This is a genomic window from Eubacterium callanderi, assembly GCF_900142645.1.
Taxonomy (GTDB): Bacteria; Bacillota; Clostridia; order Eubacteriales; family Eubacteriaceae; genus Eubacterium; species Eubacterium callanderi.
The window spans coordinates 56,245-75,535 of record NZ_FRBP01000015.1 but is presented as its reverse complement, the minus strand read 5'-3'; the positions used below and the strand labels follow the sequence as shown (position 1 = coordinate 75,535).

18 protein-coding genes and 1 pseudogene are annotated in these 19,291 nt (G+C 50.4%); 3 read left to right on the top strand and 16 right to left on the bottom strand.

Translation table 11 applies throughout. The features are described 5' to 3' along the window. Positions 1-21: 21 nt before the first annotated feature. Positions 22-1,008: a D-isomer specific 2-hydroxyacid dehydrogenase family protein gene (locus tag BUC22_RS18385; protein ID WP_013382682.1), complete on the bottom strand. Its 987-nt coding sequence runs from the start codon at positions 1,006-1,008 to the stop codon at positions 22-24. 115 nt (positions 1,009-1,123) lie between these two features. On the opposite strand from BUC22_RS18385, the gene recQ reads away from it, so the two are divergent. Next, positions 1,124-2,965 (top strand): DNA helicase RecQ, encoded by a 1,842-nt coding sequence (gene recQ / locus BUC22_RS18380; protein WP_013382683.1) that lies wholly within the window; start codon positions 1,124-1,126, stop codon positions 2,963-2,965. A 40-nt stretch (positions 2,966-3,005) separates the two neighbouring features. On the opposite strand, the gene BUC22_RS18375 is transcribed toward recQ, so the two are convergent. Beyond that, positions 3,006-4,277, bottom strand: a complete 1,272-nt coding sequence (locus BUC22_RS18375) for an HD domain-containing phosphohydrolase (RefSeq protein ID WP_013382684.1) — start codon at positions 4,275-4,277, stop codon at positions 3,006-3,008. 172 nt (positions 4,278-4,449) lie between these two features. Between BUC22_RS18375 and BUC22_RS18370 the strand changes: the two genes are divergently transcribed. Next, positions 4,450-5,016, top strand: a complete 567-nt coding sequence (locus BUC22_RS18370) for a DUF4256 domain-containing protein (protein ID WP_013382686.1) — start codon at positions 4,450-4,452, stop codon at positions 5,014-5,016. 26 nt (positions 5,017-5,042) lie between these two features. On the opposite strand, the gene BUC22_RS22395 is transcribed toward BUC22_RS18370, so the two are convergent. The 4 genes and pseudogenes from BUC22_RS22395 to BUC22_RS18355 form a co-directional block, all read right to left on the bottom strand. Continuing rightward, entirely contained in the window at positions 5,043-5,222 is a 180-nt protein-coding gene (locus BUC22_RS22395; RefSeq protein WP_013382687.1) for an AzlD domain-containing protein, read from the bottom strand. A gap of 30 nt (positions 5,223-5,252) precedes the next feature. Continuing rightward, positions 5,253-5,362: pseudogene (locus BUC22_RS22655) on the bottom strand (AzlC family ABC transporter permease); the annotation flags it as partial. 42 nt (positions 5,363-5,404) lie between these two features. Further along, positions 5,405-6,685: a serpin family protein gene (locus tag BUC22_RS18360; RefSeq protein WP_013382689.1), complete on the bottom strand. Its 1,281-nt coding sequence runs from the start codon at positions 6,683-6,685 to the stop codon at positions 5,405-5,407. Positions 6,686-6,777: 92 nt separating this feature from the next. Then, positions 6,778-7,236: an Lrp/AsnC family transcriptional regulator gene (locus tag BUC22_RS18355; RefSeq protein ID WP_013382690.1), complete on the bottom strand. Its 459-nt coding sequence runs from the start codon at positions 7,234-7,236 to the stop codon at positions 6,778-6,780. A gap of 110 nt (positions 7,237-7,346) precedes the next feature. Here BUC22_RS18355 and BUC22_RS18350 point away from each other — a divergent pair, with 110 nt between their 5' ends. Further along, positions 7,347-8,735, top strand: coding sequence for an MATE family efflux transporter (locus tag BUC22_RS18350; protein WP_013382691.1), 1,389 nt, complete (start codon positions 7,347-7,349; stop codon positions 8,733-8,735). Between the two features lie 40 nt (positions 8,736-8,775). Here the strand turns inward: BUC22_RS18350 and BUC22_RS18345 are convergent, their stop codons facing one another. The 10 genes from BUC22_RS18345 to BUC22_RS18300 all read right to left on the bottom strand — a co-directional run bounded on the left by BUC22_RS18345 (position 8,776) and on the right by BUC22_RS18300 (position 19,079). Beyond that, entirely contained in the window at positions 8,776-9,726 is a 951-nt protein-coding gene (locus BUC22_RS18345; RefSeq protein WP_013382692.1) for a 2-hydroxyacid dehydrogenase, read from the bottom strand. Positions 9,727-9,816: 90 nt separating this feature from the next. Then, positions 9,817-10,710: an ATP-binding cassette domain-containing protein gene (locus BUC22_RS18340; protein ID WP_013382693.1), complete on the bottom strand. Its 894-nt coding sequence runs from the start codon at positions 10,708-10,710 to the stop codon at positions 9,817-9,819. After that, positions 10,707-11,744: an ABC transporter ATP-binding protein gene (locus tag BUC22_RS18335; protein ID WP_073383356.1), complete on the bottom strand. Its 1,038-nt coding sequence runs from the start codon at positions 11,742-11,744 to the stop codon at positions 10,707-10,709. Before BUC22_RS18335 ends, BUC22_RS18340 begins: the two co-directional genes overlap by 4 nt. Before the next feature lie 77 nt (positions 11,745-11,821). Next, positions 11,822-13,378 (bottom strand): ABC transporter substrate-binding protein, encoded by a 1,557-nt coding sequence (locus BUC22_RS18330; RefSeq protein WP_013382695.1) that lies wholly within the window; start codon positions 13,376-13,378, stop codon positions 11,822-11,824. Positions 13,379-13,421: 43 nt separating this feature from the next. Beyond that, positions 13,422-14,324: an ABC transporter permease gene (locus BUC22_RS18325; protein ID WP_013382696.1), complete on the bottom strand. Its 903-nt coding sequence runs from the start codon at positions 14,322-14,324 to the stop codon at positions 13,422-13,424. Continuing rightward, positions 14,321-15,280: an ABC transporter permease gene (locus BUC22_RS18320; RefSeq protein ID WP_242835454.1), complete on the bottom strand. Its 960-nt coding sequence runs from the start codon at positions 15,278-15,280 to the stop codon at positions 14,321-14,323. Before BUC22_RS18320 ends, BUC22_RS18325 begins: the two co-directional genes overlap by 4 nt. A 340-nt stretch (positions 15,281-15,620) precedes the next feature. Further along, the gene (locus BUC22_RS18315) at positions 15,621-16,373 is read right to left on the bottom strand and encodes an ABC transporter ATP-binding protein (protein ID WP_013382698.1); all 753 of its coding nucleotides are present in this window, start codon (positions 16,371-16,373) and stop codon (positions 15,621-15,623) included. Then, positions 16,370-17,437, bottom strand: a complete 1,068-nt coding sequence (locus tag BUC22_RS18310; RefSeq protein ID WP_013382699.1) for a FecCD family ABC transporter permease — start codon at positions 17,435-17,437, stop codon at positions 16,370-16,372. The genes BUC22_RS18315 and BUC22_RS18310 overlap by 4 nt, the downstream gene beginning before the upstream one ends. Before the next feature lie 5 nt (positions 17,438-17,442). Next, on the bottom strand, positions 17,443-18,540 hold the full coding sequence (locus BUC22_RS18305) for an iron ABC transporter substrate-binding protein (protein WP_013382700.1): 1,098 nt from the start codon (positions 18,538-18,540) through the stop codon (positions 17,443-17,445). Between the two features lie 14 nt (positions 18,541-18,554). Next, on the bottom strand, positions 18,555-19,079 hold the full coding sequence (locus BUC22_RS18300; protein WP_013382701.1) for an FmdE family protein: 525 nt from the start codon (positions 19,077-19,079) through the stop codon (positions 18,555-18,557). Positions 19,080-19,291: the final 212 nt, after the last annotated feature.

Sequence of the window (19,291 nt, the reverse complement as noted above, 5' to 3'; positions counted from 1 at the left end):
AATGCCGCTGGGCTTTCTTTATTAAAACAGCTCAAAAGCGCTGCTTCCTGTTTTATTCAGATCTCTCAGGTTTTTGACGGCACCATAGACCATGCTGCGCACAGCCTCCTCGGTGTAAAAGGCCATATGCTGGGTCATCGTGACATGGGGAAATTGTCTTATGTATGCCATATCCCGGTTGCTGATAATATCCACCGTGTGATTGACATGGTAAATACCATCCTCATGCTCAATAACATCCAGTCCAAGGGCGCCGAACTTCTGCTTCTCAATGCCGTCGATCACATCGCTCACATCCATCAGAGAGCCCCTTGCGCAATTGATGAGCACCACGCCGTCCTTCATTTTCGCAATGCTTTCCCTGTTGATCATATGGTAAGTGCTCTCAAGCAGCGGCGTGTGCAGAGTTATGACATCACTTTCAGCGTAAAGAGTGTCCAACTCCACATATTTTGCCATGTCCGCAACCGAGCCATTTGGATAAGCGTCATAGGCAAGGATTCGACAGCCGAAGCCCTGCAGAATCTCAATAACTGTTCGGCCAATACGCCCGGTCCCCACAACTCCAACAGTCATATTTCTAAGCTCACGGCCCTCCAGACCTTCCAGCGAGTAATCATTGACGTTTCCCCGGAACATAGCCTGCTTATACTTTCTTAAAGACATGAGCATCAGCATAACCGTATATTCCGCCACTCCGTTCGGAGGATAGCTGACATTGCAGATACGAATGCCCAGCTCCCTGGCATACTCCAGATTAATATGATTATAGCCCACTGTGCGGGTACAGTAAAAACGGATACCCGCGTCCCGCATAAGATTTAAAATCACGCGGTCAATACGGCTATGCCCAAGGCTTGTCACTGCGCCGCAGCCCTCGGCAAAATCAAAGGTCTCCACACTCAGCGGTTTACCCGTAAAAATCAACTCTACATTATATTTTTCGGCAGCTTTTTTAAAGTCCTTTATTTCATCCTTTCGCACTTCAAAGGCGGCAATTTTCAGCATTGTTTTCTCCTCGCTACAAAAAATTTCTTTTTATTATTATATACCCAAAAGCAAATTACGGAATAAATTTTTTGGTTGTGGTATAATAAAATCACTTTTGTTTGGAGGTAACTTTATGGATCAAGGCAGCAAGCACACCGTTTTAAAACAATACTTTGGTTACGACACCTTCCGGGAAGGCCAGGAATTTCTCATTGACACAATCTTGTCTGGACGGGACGCGGTGGGCGTCATGCCGACAGGCGCGGGAAAATCTATCTGCTTCCAGGTGCCTGCCCTGCTGATGAACGGCATAACGCTGGTAGTCTCTCCACTAATCTCCCTCATGAAGGATCAGGTCGGGGCCCTTACCCAGGCCGGCGTCCCGGCTGCTTTTATCAACAGCTCCCTGAGCAGCGCCGAATACCGGGAGGTGCTCTCAAATATCCGCCAGGGCAAGTGCAAAATTCTTTACATTGCCCCAGAACGCCTTTTAGCTGAGGGCTTTCTCAACTTTATCCAGGAGCAGGATATCGCAATGGTTACCGTTGATGAGGCTCACTGCGTATCCCAGTGGGGGCAGGATTTCCGACCATCTTATCTCGAAATTGACCGTTTTGTCAAAAGCCTGGACAGCCGCCCCATCCTCTCCGCCTTTACTGCTACCGCCACCGAGCAGGTGCGCCGCGATATTATAGGACTTCTGGATTTAAAGGAGCCCGAGGTGCTGGTGACTGGCTTTGACCGGAAAAACCTTTACTTTGAGGTGCAGAAACCCGCTAAAAAACTGGATGCTCTTCTGGCGATTCTGGCTGACCACCGGGATAAAAGCGGGATTATCTACTGCGCGACCCGAAAAAGCGTGGAGGATGTCTGTGAAAAAATCTGTGCCGCAGGTTACCCGGCAGTCTGCTATCACGCAGGGCTTCCCGACGCAGTGCGGAAGAAAAATCAGGATCTGTTCATCTTTGACGAAAAGCCCATCGTGGTCGCCACAAACGCCTTTGGTATGGGCATTGACAAATCCAATGTCTCCTTTGTTGTGCATTACAACATGCCCGGGGATATGGAAAGTTATTATCAGGAGGCTGGCCGGGCGGGTCGCGATGGCGAGCCCGCGGACTGCATCCTGCTGTACAGCGGCCAGGATGTACGGACTCAGCAATTCTTTATTGAGAACGCTGACCGGGAAAGCAGTGACCCCGAGACGGACGCGCTTTTGAAACAGCGTGACCGGCAGCGTCTGAAGGACATGACCTTTTACTGTCATACTAACGATTGTCTGAGAGGCTATATGCTGAAGTATTTCGGCGAGGACGCACCTGTCTGCTGTGACCACTGCGGAAACTGCCAGACCCAGTTTGAAATTCTGGACATCACCATCGAAGCCCAGAAGATCCTGTCCTGTATCAAGCGGACCGGGCAGCGCTTTGGCATTAAGGTGGTCGTGGATACCCTGCGCGGCAGCAAAAACCAACGTATTCTCAGTCTTGGCTTTGACAAACTCTCGACCTATAATATCATGGCAGACATCAGCGAAAAGCGTATCCGGGATATGATCCATTATCTGACTCTGGAGGGCTTCATTCACATCACCGATGATGAGTACCCTGTTATGCGCTTCGGTCCCCGGGCACGCGATGTGCTTTTTGGCGGAGAGCGCATTGAGATGAAGCTGCCAAAGGAAAAAGAGCCTGCGCCAAAGGCCGCCAAAGAAAAGGCAAAGCCTGCCGCCGGAGCTCTGGAAAATCCCGGGCTTTTCGACCGGCTGCGCAATCTTCGCGGAAAGCTCGCCGCAGAACAGAACGTCCCGGCTTATGTTGTCTTTTCAAACGCTGCCCTCACAGATATGTGCCGCCGTCTGCCCAAAAACAACAGTGAATTCCTTGAAGTTTCTGGCGTGGGCAAGGCCAAGCTTGAGCGCTACGGCGAAGACTTCCTTCAGGAAATCCAGGACTGGCTCAAGGAGCAGGCATAATAAAAAAACAGGTGGCGGCACAAGGCCGCCTCCTGTTTTTTTATAGCTTACTGACCAGATTGTAGATCCGCTCATATTCAAGCATCAGATTATCATATACGCTTAAGAAAGCCTCACAGCTGCTGTCCGCGTTTGCCATCACCACATCGTAATGGCCAATCACCAGATCACAGATTGCCGGGCAGAGCTTGCCTTTTTCGCTCTGCTCTTTTAATACCTCGATGATCTTTTCTTTTGGAAAGGCTTCCTTGTAGCTCCTGCGCTGCCGCAGCGCGCTGAGCACATCGGCAACGGCTACGATCCGCTGACCTTCTGTCAATTCCCCTGCGGACAGCCCCCTGTGATAGCCCAAGCCGTCGAGCTTTTCATGGTGCCGTATCGCGATCTCACAGACATCGTCAGCTACAGCTCCCCGCAGGATATCCTCTGAAATCTGTACATGGGTCTTCATAATCTTCATGGCCTGGGGACTCAGCTTTCCGGGATACTCCAATATTTCAAGGGGAATGGCGATTTTACCCACATCGTGAAGCAGCGCGCCATAATAAATTCTTTGCTTGTCCTCGGCGGAATAGTTCAGAAGGCGGGCAATTTCAACGCTGATTCCCACAGTGGTTACCGTATGGGTAACCGTGTACTCACTTCTGAAGTCGATGGAATACGCCAGCATCTGCAGATAAAGGTCGATATCCGCTGGTGACAGTACCAGCTTTTTCTGAATCTCCTCTATTTCCTGTTCATAGGCGCCGCTGTTTAAACTTTCAATAATCTGGAATTTCGCGTTGGTCTTTAAAAACAGCTCCACATGCTCCGGAGCAAACCGGCTGCCTACCCCATCTGTAATTTCCGCTAAATCAAAAGCCCCGCCGTGGCTCTGCATACTGATGTCTACGCGGTCTGTCAGCTTGATCATCAGAGCAATATCCTTAAAATCACTTTCCACTTTATCATAGCGGTCATAATTCAGATGATGGAACAGAATTGCCTCTGCCTGCTCCTTCAACGGCGACAGATATTTTAAAAACAGGTAGCCGTAAATTGAGTGTTCCCAGACATTGTCTGCCTCAAACTTGACCATCTTGTCAATCTCGTCAGTTTTATACGCGCCGATGTCATGGAAAACACCGAGATTAAAGATTTCAAGCGCTTCCTTTTCGCTGTAGCGTTCACTGTCCCTGAGCATCTGATACAGCATATAGCCGACCCGTTCTCCATGATTCACCAACCGCTCATCCACCAGTCCAAGGGTTTTTCTCACGATCTGAACCGCGTCCCCGCCCTGGATAATATCTGCCCTTCTATCTTCTCCCATTCCTTTTCCCCTCGCAAAGTTTATGGTTCATTATCGCATAAAAATACTTTCTTTTCAATGCTGTAACAAAGCTGAAGCCCGGAGCTGCTTTAAGAAATTTCATTGTGGCAATACCCTGCAGGTGCTATAATTCATAGGTATATAAGCTCATAACTACCAGGAGGTGCACACAATGGCAAACTTTAAAAAAACGCTTATGCCTGAGCAGGCAGAAGCGCTGTTTAAAATACTACAGGAACGTTTTACAAAAAATATGGACCGACACGAAAATCTTGAATGGCAGAAGCTGCGCGTAAAGCTGGAAGAACATCCAGAAAAAATGTGGTCCCTCAACGCCATGGAAGAAACCGGCGGCGAGCCGGATGTTCTTGAATACGATGGTGAAACGGACCGCTACTTTTTTTACGACTGCTCAAAAGAAAGCCCGCCGGGCCGAAGAAAGCTATGCTATGATCAGGAAGCGCTGGAAAGCAGAAAGGTAAACAAGCCTGAAGGCAGTGCTGTAGCCGCCGCGTCTGCCATGGGTATCGAGCTCCTGACAGAAGCCCAATATCATGCATTACAGCAAAAGGGTGAATTTGACACTAAAACCTCCAGCTGGATTTTAACACCGACAGACATAAGAAACCGCGGCGGCGCTCTGTTTTGTGACCGGCGTTATAACCATGTTTTTGTTTACCACAACGGCGCAGAATCCTATTATACTGCAAGAGGATTCCGGGGGCTGCTGCGTGTATAATTTACAGTGTATTTTTTTAATCGCAATTAAAATAAGACCTGTACCAGAAACATGTAGATTACTGTGCCTGCACCAATGCTCAGAAGCGTATTTTTCTTCCATTTATGAAGAACTGTAATACAGAGAATCGCGTAAAAAAGAACAGACCCCAGATACCGGATATAAGCCAGCGGTGTTTTACCGTCAGGGAAAACAAAGAAGGGCACGGGTTAATATTGTTCCAGATATAACAATCAGGACTCATCGCACATCCCAAAAACTAGATATACCTTCCCGCCGCAGTTTTATATTTTTCAAGCACGGATATGCCGTAGAACAGGTGTCTGGCATTTACCATAAGCGTGATGGCCATTAACTATTATCCAAATTAAGGCTGCGTGTTCCCGCTTTATGAAGGGTCACCCATGACCCCCATAAAAAGCGGGATGCCGCTTTCGCTGTCCATGATGAAATAAGCGTAGGGTGAATCCAGAACCAGCTCTACTGGCCCCTTCTGCTCTTCCATCGGCAGGGCTGCCATCTCCATCTCCACCTCTGTGGCTGCGGCGGCCTCTGTTCCGCGTTCATCCACCCTGACTGCGGATTTCTGGATAACCTTTGAGACAAATAAAGGATAACCGTTCATCGTTCCCATTTTAGAAAAATCCGCCTGGTTCCGGTCAAAAATTATCTCAAGCCCCATATCCCTGAGCAGATCACTCATGTCAATTTTATAATCCTGCTCAAATTTTGGCATATAAAGGTTCACGGCCCGTGACTCGGCCCTGGACAACACATTTTTCAGCGTATCTTTCTCAAAAGCAGCGGCAAACTCATGGATATTTTTGCCGTCTGTCGGCCGAATCGCAATAAAGGACTGCCTGTAATTATTGTAAGGGAGTTTGATCCCCTCGGCGTTCTCTGTCTTAATGTACTGCATCCTGTCCTCATACTTGTTCATAAAGGGGTGCTCTACAGTTGTTCCGTCTTCTCTGTAAAATACACGGTCCTCTGTAAGGCTCTCCTCAAAAGGCGTATCCCAGACACCGTTAAAATACAGGGCATTGAGCAAAAGCATGGCGACATCGTTACCAGGCTCTTCATCCAGCATCTGCGGAATCATTCCATTGGTTTTCTCCGATACCCAGTTGTTGACATCATCTGCGGATTCACTGAGGGCCGCTTCAAATATTTCCGCTTCATAAATTTCTTTGGCCGTATTGATAAAATTCTCCCTGGCCTCCAATGTCTCATTAAGCCAGATAGAGTTGGCAATATCCAGTCTTCCCCCATCTTCCGAACGCATTCTGAGCTCTGGGATCAGCTGGGCGCAGGCAGCATTCAACTGGTCTACCGGCATACCGAGCACCAGTTCAAGAGCCTTCTGTGTCTCGGTGTCCGAGCCGTTTGCCGTCATGGCCAGCGCGAAATAGGCTGACGCTGGAGAGATCAGAAAATTGCCTTCCCGGACTTCAGCGCTTTTTGCGTAAAGTCCCGCTGCAAAGTTACTGTACCCTTCACCGCTGCTGATCAGCATGCCGGGCGTAGGCTCCGGCGTAGAGACCGGTGTAAGCACTGCACTCGGCGTCACCTTCCCCTCGTCCTTTTTCCCATTATCCTTTGCCGTACAGGCTGTGAATATTCCAAGCATTATCACAGCCAACAGCACGAAAGCGATTCCTTTTTTCATATTGCTTCTCCTTTACATCATCCTTTTTTCTAATTATACATGATTACCGCCAATAAAAAAAGCAGATTCCCGGTTCGGGTATCTGCCTTTGGCTACAAACGCAGCCCCTTTATATCCTTAATGCGTGATAGAATAACATTACAGCTCATCTCCCGGACGCCTGGCAGGGCGTAGATCACGCGGTTTAAAAATTTTTCTATCTCCTCATTGCCCGCGGCCACGGCGTGGACATGGAGCTTGCTCCTGCCTGACACCTGATAAATCTGGGTGACCAGATCATTTTGGTTCAGAATATCCACCACCTCCGCAAATCGGCCGGGCTCCATTTCCAGCTCAAAATAACAGGAGATGGCTCCACTGATCTTCTGGGGGTTGATAATAGTCGTATACTCCTCGATAATTCCCCTGTCCTCAAGCGCGCTGATTCTAGCCTTAACTGCTACCCGGGACAGCCCAACGGCCTCCCCGATATCTGAATAGGACATCCGCGCGTTCTTAATGAGCAGATTTATAATCTGCTGGTCTGTTTCATCTAATCCGCTTAAAAACATGCTGTTTCTCCCTCTCGAAATGTTTGTTTTATCTTACCGCGTTTCATAACAAAAGGCAACCCTTTCTTTTTGTAAGTTTTTCTTTGACTTTTTGATGCTTAGGAAATATAATGTTTACAAATAGTAATTTAAATATTTCGAATCGAAAGGATAAGCTTGTTATGCAAAGAGACCTGACTTCTGGAAGCGTCACAAAGGGAATGCTGTTGTTCGCCGGCCCCATGATTCTCGGCAATCTGCTTCAGCAGCTTTATAATGTGGCGGATACCCTCATCGTCGGCCAGTTTCTCGGTGCGGGTCCACTGGCGGCGGTAGGTTCCTCCTTTACCCTCATGGTATTTTTAACTTCCATTATTCTGGGACTGTGCATGGGCAGCAGCGTTGTTTTTTCCATGCTCTACGGCGCAAAACGCGAGGATGACCTGAAAACCAGTTTTTTTATCGCCTTTGTATTCATCGCCGCTGTTACTCTTATGATCAATACTCTGGCCTTTGCCTTTATTGATCCTTTGCTGCGGGTGCTGCAGATCCCCACCGCTATCCTGGAAGACACCCGGGCCTATCTGCTCATTATCTTCGGTGGTATTGGCTTTACCTTTATCTATAATTACTTTGCCTCCCTGCTCCGGGGCATTGGCAACTCTGTGGTGCCGCTGGTCTTTCTGGCCGTTTCAGCTATTTTAAACATTGTGCTTGATCTTGTTCTGATTTTGCGCTTTAATATGGGCGTTTCTGGCGCAGCGCTGGCGACCATCACAGCACAGGGTGTCTCGGCGGTTTCCATTGGTATCTACAGCTTTCTGAAAATTCCGGCGCTCCGTCTGAAATGCACACATCTCCGGTTTGACCGGGCCATTGTACAGGATGTTGTGCAGTACTCCCTGCTGACCTGTGTCCAGCAGTCCATCATGAACTTCGGCATTCTCATGATCCAGGGGCTGGTCAACAGCTTTGGCGTATCGGTTATGGCAGCATTTGCCGCGGCGGTAAAGATCGATTCCTTTGCCTACATGCCGGTACAGGACTTTGGCAATGCATTTTCCACCTATATTGCCCAGAACTACGGTGCAGGAAAGGCTGACCGCATCCAGAAAGGCATCCGCTGCGCAATACTGACAGCGCTTGTATTCTGCCTCTTTATCTCTGTTATTGTCTTCTTTTTCGGCAGCTCCCTGATGCTGATCTTTGTAAGGCCAGAGGAGACAGAAATCATCGCTATCGGTACTGGCTATTTAAAAATCGAGGGTGCCTGCTACTGCGGCATCGGCTGTCTTTTCCTGCTCTACGGCCTTTACCGGGGCATTGGCCGTCCTGGTATTTCCGTGGTGCTCACAGTGATCTCCCTCGGCACACGGGTGGCGCTGGCCTACCTTCTGGCCCCGCTTCCCGCCGTCGGCCTCCTGGGAATCTGGTGGGCCATTCCCATTGGCTGGTTTTTAGCCGATATTACAGGGCTTCTCTACTGGCGATTCCGGCACAGGCAGCTCATGCCCGGATAAAAAACACCGAACCACAAAAAAGCGGCTCGGTGTTTTTGTTTTACAGAATAATATTCTGCTGTTCTCCTGTCATCCAGGTTTCAATATTTTTGAAGACAATATCTGCCCGGATTTTCATCGACTCTTTGCTGGCAAAGGCGATGTGCGGCGTAATGATGGTATGCTTTGCCTTGAGCAGCGGATGCTCTGCCGGAAAGGGCGGTTCCATTTCCAGAACGTCGATGCCGGCTCCGGCAATTTTATCACTGTTCAGCGCGTCGGCCAGTGCCTGTGAATCGACAACCGGCCCTCTTGCAGCATTGATCAGGTAAGCGGTGGGTTTCATGTAAGCGATGGTTTCAGCATTAATCATCCCCCGCGACTGTTCTGTCAGCGGGCAATGGAGTGTCACGATATCGGCCTGCTCAAGCATTTCCTTTAAGGGCATGTAGGTGATGTAATCTGGCTTGTTTTTGCCGCTGCCAAAGCCATTGTAGGCGATAATTTTACAGCCAAAGGCCCGGCACAGCTCGGCGGTGCGGCTTCCAATGGCTCCGGTACCGATAATCCCAACGGTTTTTCCCTTGAGCTCACTGCCCACCAGGCCATCCTTGGTTTTCCCACCACGGGCGCGGGCATCCATCTGAGGGACGTTGCGCAGCAGGGAAAGCATCATTTCGATGGCCAGCTCAGCGACAGACTCGTTGGAGTAGCCCGAGGCGTTGCTGACTGCCACGCCCTTTCTTTTAGCGGCTTCCAGGTCCACATGATCTACCCCGGTAAAGGCGACATCAATATATTTAAGATGATCACAGGCTTCGATCACTTCACCCTTCAACGGCATGTTGGCAATCATCAGGACATCGGCGTCCTTTGCCTCTTCAATCAGGACCTGCGGATCGTCATTTCGCTCATAGGCTTTAAAGCTGTGGCCTGCTTCTGTCAGGGGCTTTACCAGATCTTCCAGCGTTTCGCTGTCAACGGCCAGGGATTCTAATAATACAATGTTCATGGTAATTCCTTCTTTCTGGATCAATTATTACCCATAGTGTACCCCTAAACGCCGTAAAAATCAATGGTCTGACCAGTCTTATTGTCCGTCTTACTCCGCTGCAAAGACAAAGTGTCCCGGCGACACCTCATGCCAGACCGGCTGGCCCCCGCCCCTCTCAGGCTGATACCCGGCATGGCTGTGGTTCTTGGCCGCTCTGGGGTCCGGAACGGGGATGGCCTCGATCAGGCTTTGGGTATAGGGGTGTACCGGATGGCTGAACAGCTCCTTTCCCGGCGCCAGCTCCACCAGCCTGCCGCGGTGCATTACGCCGATACGGTCACTGATATAGCGCACCATTGCCAGGTCATGGGCGATAAACAGACAGGTCAGGCGGCATTCCTCCTGCAGCTTTTTAAAAAGGTTCACGATCTGCGCCTGGATGGAGACATCGAGAGAAGCGATGGGCTCATCGGCGATGATCAGCTTTGGATTTAAGGCCAGCGCCCGGGCGATGCAGGCCCGCTGAAGCTGACCGCCGGAAAACTCCGAAGGATAGCGGTCCATCACACTGCTGCTGAGTCCAGTGAGAGCCATGAGCTCTGCTGCTTTTTCCCGAAGCGCTTTTTTTCCTGCTTTTCTGCTGCGTATCCTGAAGGGCTCGGCGATGATTTCACCAATGGTCATGCGGGTGTTGACCGCTGACGCTGCGTCCTGGAAAATCATCTGCATTTCTCCGGTGATGCGGCTGCGGTTTTTCCTGTAGACAGATTTATCTGAAATTTCCATTCCATCAAAGCAGACGGAGCCATCAGTCGGCTCAAAAAGGTGCATCAGCGCCTTACCCGTTGTCGATTTCCCTGAGCCGCTCTCTCCCACCAGTCCAAAGATTTCGCCTTTGAGTATATCAAAAGAAACGCCGTCCACTGCCTTGACGGTGGTGTGCCTGTCCAGCCTGTAATATTTTTTAAGGTTCCGGATTTCAACCAGCTTTTTCTCATTCATCGAAAGTCCTCCTGCCGCTTGATGACCCGGCCGTTTTTCACCCGCACAGGCGGCTCAATCCTGGGAGCCCGCGGGTCCAGCAGCCAGGTTGCCGCGTAGTGTGTATCGGATACTTTAAACACAGGCGGCGCTTCCTCATAGTCGATGGCCAGCGCATAGGGATTTCGCGGCGCAAAAGCGTCCCCTCTGGGCGGGTTGATCAAATCCGGCGGTGTACCCGGGATGGGGTTCAGGGTTTCCTCATCACCGTCAGTGGAGGGCAGCGATGACAGCAGCCCCCAGGTATATGGGTGACGTGGGTCATAAAAAATATCGTCGGCAGTCCCCAACTCTGCCAGCTTGCCGGCATACATCACGGCTACCCGGTCTGCGACTCTTGCCACAACTCCCAGGTCATGGGTGATAAACAGGATTGCCACGCCTGTCCGCTTCTGTATTTCTTTAAGCAGCTCCAGTATCTGGGACTGGATGGTAACGTCCAGCGCGGTGGTCGGCTCATCGGCAATCAAAACATCCGGGCCGCATGCCAGCGCCATGGCAATGACACTTCTTTGAAGCATGCCTCCTGAAAAATGGTGGGGATACTGGTCAAAACGTTTTTCCGCCGCGTCGATGCCCACCTGCTTCATCAGCGAAACGGCCCGCTCTCTCGCTTCTGCCCGTCCGACCTTCTGGTGTGCTCTTACCGCCTCCACAATCTGGCTGCCAATGGACATGGTCGGGTTTAAGGAGGATACCGGGTCCTGGAAAATCATGGAGATTTCCTTTCCCCGAACCGTTTCCAGCTCTTTCTCTGAAAGCCCTGCGAGATCTCTGCCTTTAAAAAGAATTTCGCCGCCGGCTACCTCTGCCCTTACCGGCAGAATCCCCAGAATACTTTTACAGAACACAGACTTTCCACAGCCCGATTCTCCCACAATGGCCAGGGTCTCCCCGGGCTCCAGTGACAGGCTCACGTCCCGCACTGCGTGAACATCGCCCTGATCTGTGGCGATATTGACAGACAGATTTTTAATCTCCAGTAGTGTTGTCATCCTATACTCCCCTCAACGAAAAATGCAGAAAGGAGAACTGAGGTTTTTTCAAGTGTCCTCAATTCTCCAATTTCAGCTTAGTTTAAAGTCCAGTCCGCAATATTCCAGAAAATACCAACGCCGTGATGGCCTAAAATGGTGTCCGGGGTAATCCCCTGAATATTGGCCTTGGCCACATAGATGGCGTCCACATAGGCGATGAAGGTATAAGGCATGTCCTTTGTCAGTTCTTCCTGGAAAGCCTTGTAGTACTCCATTCTCTGCGCATCATTGTCTGTTTCGCGGGCCTTCTGGAGCAGCTCATCCACCTTGGGATTAGAGTAGCCGCTGTAATTTGAGCCCTTGTCTGTCCCAAAAACCTTGTAGGTGTGATCATCCGGGTCAAAGGGGCTTCCCCAGCCGATGAGATAGGTTTCCTGACCCGCCCAGTCGGTCTCAGCGTTGACGGAAACCGTGGCGTCCACGCCGATATCCTTCAGATTCTGGGCCGCGACATTGGCGATATCCACACGCACCTGGTCGCCTTCTGCTATGTTGATTTTAAAGGCCAGGCGGGTTCCGTTCTTCTCATAGACGCCGTCGCTGCCTTTTTTCCATCCGGCGGCCTCCAGCATTTCCTGAGCTTTTGCCGGATTATAATCAAATTTTTCGATGTCCGGGTTGTTGTAAGACCCTGCCTGAAGCGGTGAGTAGGCCAGCTGTCCCTCACCCAGCAGCACGGAATCAATGATGGCCTGGCGGTCGATGGCGTAGCTCAGGGCATTTGGCAGCTCACGGTTGTTTTTAAACAGGTCATTGTTAAAATTATACATAATTCCACGGTAGTCAGCGGTCTTCATATCGTAAATTTTAAATTCATCGTTGCCCTCAAACTGTTTGGCATCGTTCGGCGGTACCTGGGCCATGTCCAACTCGCCGGATTTCAGCTGCATGGCACGGGCTTTGGTGTCCTCGACAATTTTGAAAATGACCTTGTCGATTTTTGGCGCGCCCGCGTAGTAATTGTCGAATTTTTCCATGGTAATGCTCTGGCCTTCATCCCAGGATACCAGCTTGTAAGGGCCGGTGCCAATGGGTTTGCGGTTAAAATCATCCGTTGCCAGGTTCTTGCCCTCCAGCAAGTGTGCCGGCAGGATACCGATGGTCAGGTAATCCAGCATGGCAACGTTTGGCGCTTTAAGGGAAATTTTGACGGTTTTGTCATCCGGCACTTCAATTTTTGTGATGTCCTCATAGTTTGAGGCAATTTCCGAAGCATTGTCCGGATTCATAATTGCTTCGAGGGTAAACTTGACATCATTGGCGGTAAACTTCTCACCGTCCTGCCAGGTAATACCATCCCGAATGTGGAAGGTGTAGGTATTATCCGCCGCGTCCCAGTCCCAGCTCTCTGCCATTCCCGGAACGACCTTGTCATTTTCATCGTGGGCGGTCAGGCCAGCAAACAGAAGCAGGTTGATTTCGCCGTGCTCATACAGCGCCGGATTGATGGCTGTGTAATCCTGGCTGCCATATACCAGCGTATTGCCGTCCTTCGCGTCTGAGTCGGCGGCCTTATTGCCGCAGCCTGCAAATACTGTCGCTGTCATCGCCAGAGCGATGCCCAGCGCCAGCAGCTTTTTCATTTTTTTCATTTCTTTCTCCTTTTATTTTTATAACAGCCTCCGCTGTTTTAAACTAAATTTCCCGCATACCGCGGTTGTTACGCTTACGGATATAATTTCCGATATCCGTAATACAGACCAGTGTCACCACCAGGAAAAGCCCTGGTATCAGAATAATCCACCAGTCATTTGATAAAAGCGCCTGATCGGCGTTTGACAGCATGCTCCCCCAGGAAATAACCTCAACGGGGAGCCCGATGCCCAGAAAGCTCAGCGTTGCCTCTGTCCCGATGGCCGCGCCGATATTTGTGACGACCATGAACATAATGGACGATACAAAGTTTGGCAGCAGATGCCGCCTCAAAATATAGAAGAAGCCTCCGTCCATTGTTTTTGCTGCCAGAATATAATCCGCATTGCGGATCTGCCTGACCTCGCTGCGCACAATTTTTGAAATGTTCATCCAACTGGTAATACCAATGACAAAGGCAATGGTCAGGGGGCCTGTCTGTCCGATGATGGCCTGGATAAAAATGACGATCAAAATGGACGGTATACTCAAAATAATTTCCGTAAGCCGCATCATTCCGTCGTCAACCCACTCGCTTGAAAGGCCGCTGATACTGCCGTAAACAACGGCGATCAGCGTTGAGAGCCCCGTGGCCGCCAGGCCGATAAACAGAGATATGCGCCCGCCGTACCAGATCATGGAAAAAATATCCCGCCCCATCATATCTGTGCCAAAATAAAACTGACCGTCTGGCGGTACTGCCCGGTTTGCCAGATCCATATAGGTCGGGTCATGGTTCATGACTGCCTCACAGAATACACATCCCAGAACAATGGCGGCCAGGAGCGTAACTGCCGCAAAGGGCATGCCCTTCAGGCGTTCCAGACGTCCTTTGGCAGGAGGCACTGCCGCCTGCTCCATCGACTTGTAGTCTGGCCCAACCATTTCAAAGGCTTCGCTTTTCACAGGAGCTCACCCCTTTCGTGCTTCATGCGCGGGTCAATCTTATCATTGATGATCTGAGCGACCATATTTGAAAACACCACCACAATACCGGTCAGCAGACACAATACCATGAGCATGTTGTAATCGTGGTATTTCGCGCTCTCAAAGCTCAGCGTTCCCAGCCCCGGGTAAGAAAAAACCTTTTCAACCACGTAGGTTCCCCCGATGATATGCGGTACTGAGATGGCCATAATGCTGATAAAGGTCGGCATGATGTTGCGCAGGCAGTGCCGCCATACAATCTGCCGCCGGGTCATTCCCTTTGTCTTGCAGAGCAGCACATAATCCTTGCGCAGCTCTTCCAGCATCCGGTTGCGCACCATGTAGGTGTAGTACCAGAGATGTCCCAGAATCATGACGGCCAGCGGCAGAATCAAGTGCACGGCCCGGCTGGCGATGTTGTCCGACTGCCCCATGGCGTAGGCCCCGCTGGAGGGTAAAAGCTCCAGATTAATGCTGAATACCAGTATGAGAACCAGCGCCACCCAGAAAGAGGGAATGCAGTTGATAATCGTCCCGACTTTGCAGATTATCCGGTCCACAGGCGAGTCCTCGTGCATGGAACAGAAAACGCCCAGTACCAGCGCAAACGCGAAGGTCAGAATATAAGACAAGCCGCCCAAAATCAGCGTATTTGCCCAGACACCCTCAATGACTCCCATGACATCCTGCTTATACTTAAAGGATATGCCAAAATCACCATGAAAAGCCTCTCCAACCCAGATACCATACTGAACCCATATCGGCTCATTTAACCCTAGTTTTTCCCTGGCCTTTTCCTGCTGCTCAACACTCATGCGCTCAACACTCTCGCCGTAATATGCCCGAAGGGGATCTCCCGGCGACAGTCTTGCCATATAAAACACAATCAATGACAGTAAAAATATTACCAGCACAAACTGCAGTATTTTTTTCAAAAAATAAACCAGATTATTTCTTAATCGTACTCCAATACCTGTTCTCCCCCGTTCTACTCCATATAAAGGCAGCAAAAAAGCCATGAAACCCGTCCGCGCCTTCAGCGCAAAACGAACCTTCATGGCTCTGTTATCTCTATTAATTGATTTGCACGGTTAATATACCATGAAAAATATTTGGTGTCAACAAGTATATACGGGCAATGCCTCTTTTTTGAAAACGCCCTCTCAAATTGCCGCCGCGCCGTATTTTCAGAAAGATTTGAGAGGATTCCAGAGAAAATATTGGTGTTTCGGCGCTGCGGCTTCTATATAAAATCCCATAGGGATGATATAAGCTTTATTCTGGCACGACCATTTTATAGCCATTAATGGTACCGATGCACACAGGCATCTGGTAAACCTCGCCGATACATTCGCAGGTCATGACCTCCTGACCGCCGTAAGCGTGGACATTGCCGTCCTTTAAAAAGAGGAACCGGTCGCAGTATCTGAGCGCCATGTTGAGGTCGTGGATGACGATGATCACCGCGATATTCTTAGAATGGCAGATCCTCTGAACCAGCCCCAGCACCTCCAGCTGGTTTTTTAAATCCAGGCTGCTGGTCGGCTCATCGAGGAGCAGGACCTTGGGCTCCTGAGCCAACGCCCGGGCGATCATTACCTTTTGCAGCTCCCCGCCGCTCAGCTCATCCAGATAGCGGACGGCAAATTCGTCGAGGTGCATCTGGCTGATCACACTGGATACGACCGCCTCGTCCTCCCGGGTGACCCCCCATTTGATAAAGGGAATCCTGCCCAGCATCACGGCCTCAAAAACCGTGATCCGGTTATTGTCATTCTTCTGCGCCACAAAGGCCATATGCTTTGCGATCTCCCCCTGCTTCATGGCCGTGATTTCCAACGCGTCCACGCACACCACTCCCTTGTTAGGCGAGAGGATACGGTTCAGGCATTTGAGCATCGTGCTCTTTCCCGCGCCGTTATTGCCCAGAATGGCAATGCAGTGCCCGTCCTCCACGTCAAATGAGATTTGGTCAATAATTTTCCGGCTGGTGTTATAACCAAATACAAGATCCTTAACCTGTATCATTGCTTTGTGCCTCCTTTGAATAAAAGATACAGAAACAACGGCGCGCCGAGAAATGAGGTGATGGCGCCAATGGGTAAAACGACCGGCGCGATGATCACTCTTGCCAGCACATCGCCCAGCAGCAGCAGCACAGCCCCGGCCATGGCGGAGGCTGGCAGCAGCCAGCAGTAATTATTGCCCAGAAACCGCCGCATAATATGCGGCGCGACCAGACCGATAAAATTGATGATCCCGATAAAAGACACGATCACCGCCGCAGTCAGGGCACAGACCAGCATGTTGATAATCCTGGACCGTGCCACATTGACACCCAGGCTGGCGGCTGTCTGTTCCCCGCTCTCCATGGCGTTGTAATGCCATCGGTTAAACAGAAAATAAACCAGTGTGATGACCACCACCACGGCGATGATCCGCACCTCCTTCCATCCCGTGCGCCCCAGATCGCCAAAGGTCCAGAAAACCACAGAAGCCAGCTGGACATCATCGGCAAAATACTGGAGCAGCGTCGTCGCTCCGGTAAACATGGCGCTGAGCGCCACACCACAGAGCACCATGGCTTCCGGTGTAATCCTGCGGAACCGGGAGAGCACCAAAATCATAACCGAAGCGCTGATGCTGCCGCCAAAAGCGCAGATGGTGATGAGATAGGGATTATTAAAGCTCATGTTGGCCGCGCTGCTTCCCTGCACACCGGCGCCCAGAACAATGATGGCAAAGGCAGCGCCGAAGCCCGCGCCCTGGGAAATACCAAGGGTGGTGGTGTCTGCCAGAGGGTTTTTCAGAATCCCCTGGAGCACCGCTCCGGTTACGCCGAGGCCCACACCGCTCAGCACAGCTGTCAGGATGCGCGGCAGCCGGATATTCCACATGACCATATTATTCTGCTTTGTCGACTGACCGCCAATGGCCTTTACAATATCGCCCATGCTTAAATCCGAGGAACCCGCTCTCAACGAAAACAGCATTGCCATCATCAGAATAATTCCAAGCAGTGCTAAAACCACAATATTCCTTTTTTTAAGCGCCTGATAATCCTTAATCTCTGATTTCTCCGCTCCGGTCATTTTAACTATTCTCCCAGTGTAATTGGCCTGAAATTAAGGCCCGCGTCCTTAAGCTTCTGGCTGTAAGGCACGCCCAGCATTTTTTCTGTGATCTCATCGGTTTTTTTCGCAATGTCCACATCCGCAAAGGCTTCTGGATAGACTACGCATCCCACGTAATAGGCGTTGGCCAGAGCCAGCTCGGTATTTGTTCCGTTAAAACGGTAGGCTACCTGAGAATAAACCTTTTTATCCTGCACTGCCTTCAGCTCGTTATAAAAATCTGGCCTCACCGCGTAATCATCCTTGACCAGTTTCAGATTGCCCGCATCTAAAAACAGATAGTCAGCGTTCCACTTGAGAATCTGCTCGAGATCAACATCAAAAGCGCCCTTTTTGCCCGTTTCATCCGCTACGTTTGTAATGCCAAGTGCTGAAAACGGCGGGTAGCCCGCCTCAGTCCCCTCAATGCCGTGGGCACCCTTGAAGGACACAGCGCCGCAGTAGGCTGTCGGTATTTTATCCTGCGGGATATCTCCAGTACGGCTCTTTAAATCCTCGGCCACCGATTTCATATAATCCACAACCTCCTGGCTGCGCTCCTGTTTTCCCAGGACATCTCCCACCAAATTCAGAGCGTTATAAATCTCATCGTCAAAAACCTTATCGGTGACCGGCATGGTCACAACCGGTATCCCTGTTTTATTCTGAAGGTCGTCAGCAGACTTGCCGTCATTGGAGGTGATGATCACATCCGGCGCTGCTTTCATAAGCTCTTCCTCATAGGGTGTGCCGCTGTCTCCAATGACCGGCAGCTTTTTAAGCTCCTCCTGGTAAGCGTAGCTGGCCGCCTTGGTTACCGGCACATCCAGATCATTCTGCTCCACGCCGGCCAGCTGGTCCACGCCGCCGTCATACAAAATATAACGCAGCGCGCCCACCCCAAGAGGCGCCACTTTTTTGACCTCGGAGGGAATCATCACCACACGCCCTGCGGCGTCGGTAACTTCCCGCGTGCCCTCTGCTGCGCCGCTCCCGGTGTTTCCACCGCTGCATCCCGCTAAAAGCAGTGCCGCCAGTAAAACGCCGGTTAGCGCCTGACCCAGTCTCTTTTTCATTTTCATTGCTTTCCTCCTGTCTACCAGCCTCTGTTATAGGGCTTAAAACAGTCCTCACAGACTTTTTTGCCTTCCTGCAAATGCATTTTGTGCTCTGGCGCGCCCTCGCCGCAGAGCTCACAGTATATGGTATTAAAAATGCGTGCTTTCTCCGGCAAATCAAAATCCGGCACCGAAAACTCAAAGATTTCCTCTACCGGCGCATCCAGAAGATAGTGCATGTAAGTTTCCCTGTCCATCTCATGGTTTTTAGGCTTCATACACATCCGTATCTTTTCCCCGGTCGTCCGGTTAAAAAACGAAAAGGCCTGCTTTCCAGTTCCTCGGTACAAAAGATTCCCTTTTCCCATTGTGCAGCTGAGAATCGCCTGAACCCCATCGACGCCGCAGGCGTCATTCTCAGTTACACAGACAATTTCCTCATCCTCAGACTGGCCGATCCCAAGCTTTAAAACAGCCGCTTCACTCGCTTTAACGCCAATGGCCAGTCCCGGACAGGCATGCCCGTGAAACGCCACTGCTTTTTCCCACAATTCTTGATTCATTTCTTCCTCCAGTTTTTATAATTCTGTATAAATGCGCGTGTCAAACGCTGCCATGGACTTATGAATCACATCATTCTCCAGAATGCCCGCTTCAAAAAACAAAAAACGGAAAACTCACAGAGCTTTCCGCTATGTTCAGACTGGTTCATCCAGCCTTGTATATACATGTAATCCATTTACTTAAATCATACAGGATTGTCCCTTAATTGTCA